Below are 5793 nucleotides of genomic sequence, written 5' to 3'. Positions count from 1 at the left end.
TATCGAGGAATCCCAGACCACACAGCCGGTAGACGAACCCGGCGGCCTGCCTCGGACTTTAGTGTTGAAGGAGGCTATCCAGGTATACGCACCGGATACTGCCGAAAATGCGCTGGCGCCGTTCACCGCGCCATTTAAAGTTAATTTACCCGCCGATGCCGGTGATGACGCTTGGGTCTATACTCTGCCAGGACAAGAAGGCCGTAATAATTAATCCTTTGTTAAATGCCTTGCTCTGCCGCAGATCGCTTGGTGCGGAAAATGGGCGCATTTTCAAGGTCAGGCGGTGTAATTTAATTTGAATATCTTACTGAGGGTATGATTATCGATAGGAATGACCATGTAAATACAGCCGCCGATTGCCGACGAGCGGAATAGGGTCGCGGCGCTTTATAATCTGGGTTTATTAGATACCCGAGCAGAAGAGCGTTTTGATCGAATTACCCGCCTAGCGCAACACTATTTTGGGGTGAAGATTGCCCTCATTTGTCTAGTTGACTCTGACCGTCAATGGTTTAAATCCAAGCAAGGTATTGAGGAAAATGAGGCTGCGTGTGATATATCCTTCTGTGGCCATACAATTGAGGCGAGTGATGTATTTGTTGTTGAAGGACCCTGTTAGATTCTCGATTTTCCGATAAGCCCCTTGTTGTCGGTGTGCCCTATATTCATCTTTACGCAGGCTTCGCCTTGTCATTAGAAGATGGTCATAAAATTGCCCACACCTTGCGTGATGGACGAGCAGCCCCGTGTTTTTTCTAATGATGAATTGCAAGTACTCAGAGACTTAGGCCGATTGGCCGAACTTGAAGTACAGCGTGGCGATACCGTACATTTCTCGGCGTCGCCATCATACTCCCAGCGACTTCGCGGATTGATTAAATCCGTTTCAGCGCAGCTAAGCAGTCGCGTTGGTGCGGCGATGACAGCGGTGATTGTTTTCTTCGCCAGACTCTTGGTTGCTTACAACGACGATTACCATCGGCAGCAAAGTGTATTGGCGGCGTTTGAACAGCAAACGCTTAGGGATCTGGCGCCGGTCCGCGGCAAGTTAGAGCCGGCCTTAAATGCCAAGCTCTACCTCGTCCAAGGCTTGAGTGGCATTGTTCATGCGGCGCAAACCATTGATGAAGAGGCTTTCCGGTATTTTGCTGAGGAGTTGGGCAATAATATTCGCGGCATCCGCAGTTTGCAATTAGCCCCGGAGGGGGGCGTACGGCATGTTTGGCCGATGGCCACTACCTTATGGGCGACGCCAGTCGCAGACAGGTCGCGGAAATGGCAATTGCGAGCCGTAAACTATGGATCGCTGGCCCACTGACATTCAAGCAAGACGGGGTTGCGCTTATCGGCCGCCTACCGATATTTGTTACGAAAGATCAGGGCGTGGGTGAACATTTCTGGGGCTTTGGAACCATCTTAGTCGATTTAGCAACACTACTAGAGGAGGCTGGTGTCGACGAGCTGCAGACACACTACGCGGTTGCAATTCGTGGTTCGGATTCCTTAGGTAGCAGCGGTTCGGTATTTCATGGTGACGCGAGTGTGTTTTCGCAGAAGCCAATCTTAAACAAAGTTAGCTTGCCGGCCGGGAGCTGGGAGCTTGCCGCAGTGCCACGTGGTGGCTGGGTAAGCCTGCGCTGCGTATTGTAGCTAGTTTTATTATCGCTGGGTTTGTTGCCTATTTAGTCTATGTGCTGCTACGCCTGCCAGCACGGTTACGTTTAGCGATACGACGGACGAATTCGGCACGGGAGCGCAGCGAAACGCGTTTTCGTGACGCAATTGACGCACAGCCCGATGGTTTCGTTGTCTATGACGCCGATGATCGCCGGGCACTCAGTAATGAAAAAATGCGTGAACTTTATCAAGCGAGCCGTCACGCGCTACAAAGTGAACTTGGTTTTGAGCAACAGCAATATGCCAGTACAGCCAATGATTCGGCGCGACAATTATTGTCGATTCTGAATGGATTACTCGATATCAGTAAGATGGAAGCGGGCAAGCTAGAGCTTGATAGGGAGCCTTTTATCTGACCGATACCATCGCCAGTAGCTATGAGCTGCTTAAGTCGCGCGCAGAGGCCAAAGACTTACGATTTTCGATTGATGTTGATGAGGCTTTAAGCGTTCCCTTATTAGGAGATCAAGGCCGTATTCGCCAAGTACTATTAAATTTGCTAAGTAATGCGCTTAAATTTACCGATAGCGGTGACGTAACTTTGCGAGCCTATGTTTGTGCCACCGCAGCAGAAGAGCTCCCGTTTAAAATCTCGGTTTCCGATACGGGTATCGGATTTAAGGACTCGGACCTTGATAGCTTGTTCGTTCCCTTTTCTCAACTCGACGCGAGCGCAGGCCGGCGATATTCGGGAACGGGGCTGGGCCTCGTCATCTGCAAGCGCTTAATCAATATGATGGGCGGTGATATAACGGCGACCGGTGTTGCAGGTAAAGGCGCAACGTTCACCGTGAGTTTGACGCTACCGCGTGGTGAGGTGACTGAATCTGCTCCGACGCCTATTGTTACTGATTCGCTACTCCCCTGCGAGTTGGCTTGGCCAACCATTTTAGTATTGTTGGCCGAAAACGGTGTGACCAACCAATTAGTGATTCAGGTAATGTTAAAAAATACGGGATACACAGTCGATATTGTGCACGACGGTGAAGAGGCGATTAAAGCCGTCACAGACTTTTCGTATGACCTCATTTTGATGGATATTTATATGCCCAATGTCGACGGCATTGCGGCAAATGAAGGCATTCGTCGGCAACCTAAGGGCAAAGACCTTATTATTGCACTGACCGCGAATGCAGTGGCGGGTGACCGAGAGCGATTTATTGCGGCGGGTATGGACGATTATCTCGCTAAGCCGGTCGATAAACTCACCATGTTGGGGTGTATGCATAAATGGATTGTGAAAAAGCGGGAGGACATATTCAATACCAAGTCGTAGTACAGCGTTTATGATTTGCAATATGAAAATGAATTTGCGTCGGATTCGCAAAATGAGACGAATAATTGCTTTTCTAAGGTGGTGTTTATTTTAAGCTGCTGTTTTTAAAGTATTTTTGTTGATATTTTGTTGGCATCTTCCTTGCTCTACCTAGTACATGAATGATTATTTAAATTTTTCTGGCTAAGTGCCAGCGAGTAAATGAACTTAGGGGTAGACGGGTATGAGCATTACTGAGATAAAGACGCAGGGCTTAGGCGCGTTAATTACGACTACGAATACGGACTATATGTTTAAAGGTACTGATATTAGTCAGTTCATGGGTGAAATCATATCTGAAGCGATTCGCGAGAACCATTTTTATATGGTATATCAACCGCAGTTTGCCCTTGGCACGGGTAAACTATTGGGGTTTGAAGCATTGGTTCGCTGCCAGTCGCCGGAATTTGGCTTGGTGTCTCCTGCAGATTTTATTCCCTTCGCGGAAGAGAATGGCGATATCATTGAGATTGGTAAATGGATTTTTCGTCAAGCACTGTTAGATTTGAAGTGCTTGCGTCAGCAGGGCCTTGATGTCTATATGTCAATAAATCTGTCGCCGGCGCAATTTGTAGCAGGTGATGTATTCGAACAGGTAATGGTTTTGTTGATGGAATTGAATATACCGCCATCAGCATTGAAATTAGAGTTAACTGAAACAGCCTTAATTCGCAACGCTGACGTGGCGGCACGGACTTTTCGGGCATTTCAAGATGAAGGCATTCAAATTTGGCTTGACGATTTCGGTACTGGTTTCGCCTCTATCAATTTATTACGGGAATTTAAAATTGACGGGCTTAAAATTGACAAAAGTTTTGTTGACGGTATTCACCGTAAAGACGATGACTTTACAATATGCAGCGCGATAATTGCGATGGCACAGCGCTTAGGCCTGCATATTGTTGCCGAGGGGATTGAAGACGAAATCCAGATGCAAATACTTGGACAGCTGGGCTGTGACAGTGCGCAAGGCTTTTTACTTGCCAAGCCTATGCGTATAGCGGAATGTATCGCTAAATGGACAGCTAAACTAAGTTAGTCAAGTGTGCTTATTGTATGCTGAACCGCCTATAATTTAGGCTTGAAATTGGCTCGGGTACTGTAAAGTGCCAGATACTAATAATTGCGGAGCCAGCGATGAGTGACGTCAAGCGCACATTTATAAAAAATTTAAGTTGGCTCGCCGTCGGCGAAATGATGGTTAGAGTATCACGTTTACTTACCACCTTAATTTTGGCGCGCTACCTTACCCTCAATGACTACGGCCTCGCCGCACTTGCCATTGCAAGCGCTGAAATTATTCGCATACTGGCCAGTAATGGCGTGGGAAATTTAATTGTCAAAGCAGACGAGATGACTTTACGAGCCGTCTCAATAACCGTCTTTTGGTTAAATCTGGCGATTGGTCTTGTCATGTTCCTGCTACAGTACTTTTTGGCACCCGCCATTGGTAGCTGGTACGGCGCGCCAATACTTGAGGATCTGCTGAAAACATTAGCTTTTACGCATCTTATTTACCCCTTCGCGATGGTGCAATTTAATCTGTTGCAACGCAGTAGCCGTATGAAAGAAGCGGGTTTAATCATGGGCCTAACAGTGACTGCTGACAATGTTCTATCGGCGGTATTGGCCTTAATGGGTTTTGGTGTTTGGTCGGTCATTTGGCCAAAATTGCTCGCTGCCTCGCTTTGGGTGGTGATTATCAATACCCGAGTATACTGGCGGCCAAGCCTTGAATTTGCGTGGTCGGAATTGCGTAGTATGCGTCGTTATTCTGGCGGGGTGCTGTTAGCGGAAGGCTTAAAGAATGTCCGAAATCAATTTGATATGTTTATCTTGGGCAAGGTGTTATCGCCGGAAGTTTTTGGCCTGTATGCTTTCGCTAAAAATGCAGGTCTAGGGATTAGCCTTTCGTTAACGGCGGGCTTTAACACCGCTTTATTGCCGCGCTTGTGTGATGCCTATCGCGACCGCGCAAACGTAGCCGAGAGTTATTTTGGCGCTTTAAAAACGGCACTTATGGTAATCGCCCCGCTTATACTCTGTCAGGCATTGCTGGCGCCGATATATGTGCCAATTGTGTTTGGTGAGCAGTGGCAGCCAGCGTCCATACTGGTGACCTGTCTTTGTTTGTCTGCGATACCGCGAATGATTTTTGATTCCGGCAGTATGTATTTCAGAGCCTTAGACCGGCTGCGTGCCGAAAATGCTCTTGCAATCAGCTTTACTGCAGTTTTTGCGGCATCTATTTTCTTTCTGGCTGATTTAGGTGGCATTGCAGTCGCATTGGGCATGATAGGACTTTATAGCGTGGTGAGTATGGTATTTCTGGTGTTGGTGTATCGATCAATCACTCGCGGCGCGCAGTTGCTGGGGCGGAATATCGTATAATGACCTTCGCCAAGAGTGTGGTTCAGCGTCGCTGTGGCCGCGTGTTGTGGAAGGTGTTTTTACCGCTGATGATAAGCCCGCCACTAAAGGTTCTTCCAATCTTACATTTTTATTGATGTGATTTGCAATATGCAAATCAAGCTAACCTAGGCATAAGAGCTAATGTGCAGGGGTTATGTAAAAGTACAATAAAAACAGTGTGTTATAAAAGTTTTTGGGTTTGGCATAGCGGTTGCTGTAGTAATAGCAAGTCTATCTATTACTAAGGTCACACAGCCATGCAAGCCATCAAACAGCAAATTAATATCTTCCTACCTTCGTTCCTTGTTGTTCTGTTCACTCAGTTGCAGCAGTTTAATGACTGGCTGGTTCGTGACGCTTATAAGCGTGTCTACGATGTCACTTTG

The 5793-nt window shown here is 47.3% G+C and carries 6 protein-coding genes and 1 pseudogene; all 7 read left to right on the top strand.

The features are described 5' to 3' along the window. Positions 1-214, top strand: a pseudogene (locus ABYP33_RS16910) (hypothetical protein); the annotation flags it as partial. Between the two features lie 501 nt (positions 215-715). After that, positions 716-1321, top strand: a complete 606-nt coding sequence (locus tag ABYP33_RS16905) for a hypothetical protein (RefSeq protein ID WP_373092324.1) — start codon at positions 716-718, stop codon at positions 1319-1321. Next, positions 1279-1653: a hypothetical protein gene (locus ABYP33_RS16900; protein WP_373092323.1), complete on the top strand. Its 375-nt coding sequence runs from the start codon at positions 1279-1281 to the stop codon at positions 1651-1653. Before ABYP33_RS16905 ends, ABYP33_RS16900 begins: the two co-directional genes overlap by 43 nt. A 41-nt stretch (positions 1654-1694) precedes the next feature. After that, a complete protein-coding gene (locus tag ABYP33_RS16895; RefSeq protein ID WP_373092322.1) occupies positions 1695-2036 on the top strand; it encodes a hypothetical protein in 342 nt (113 codons plus the stop codon). Beyond that, on the top strand, positions 2033-2956 hold the full coding sequence (locus ABYP33_RS16890; RefSeq protein WP_373092325.1) for an ATP-binding protein: 924 nt from the start codon (positions 2033-2035) through the stop codon (positions 2954-2956). The genes ABYP33_RS16895 and ABYP33_RS16890 overlap by 4 nt, the downstream gene beginning before the upstream one ends. A gap of 223 nt (positions 2957-3179) precedes the next feature. After that, complete coding sequence (locus ABYP33_RS16885) at positions 3180-4034, top strand: putative bifunctional diguanylate cyclase/phosphodiesterase (RefSeq protein ID WP_373092321.1); 855 nt, start codon at positions 3180-3182, stop codon at positions 4032-4034. Between the two features lie 98 nt (positions 4035-4132). Beyond that, positions 4133-5386 carry a lipopolysaccharide biosynthesis protein gene (locus tag ABYP33_RS16880; RefSeq protein ID WP_373092320.1) on the top strand — a complete coding sequence of 418 codons (1254 nt, stop codon included), beginning with the start codon at positions 4133-4135 and terminating at the stop codon, positions 5384-5386. The last annotated feature ends 407 nt before the right edge of the window (positions 5387-5793 follow it).

The organism is Zhongshania sp., from assembly GCF_041584495.1.
GTDB lineage: Bacteria > Pseudomonadota > Gammaproteobacteria > Pseudomonadales > Spongiibacteraceae > Spongiibacter.
This window is presented reverse-complemented; position numbering and strand designations above follow the sequence as displayed.

Excerpts from the sequence above, each read along its gene's own strand:
- ABYP33_RS16900 (WP_373092323.1), top strand. The coding sequence starts at position 1,279 with ATGGCAATTGCGAGCCGTAAACTATGGATCGCTGGCCCACTGACATTC.
- ABYP33_RS16880 (WP_373092320.1), top strand. The coding sequence starts at position 4,133 with ATGAGTGACGTCAAGCGCACATTTATAAAAAATTTAAGTTGGCTCGCC.
- ABYP33_RS16885 (WP_373092321.1), top strand. The coding sequence starts at position 3,180 with ATGAGCATTACTGAGATAAAGACGCAGGGCTTAGGCGCGTTAATTACG.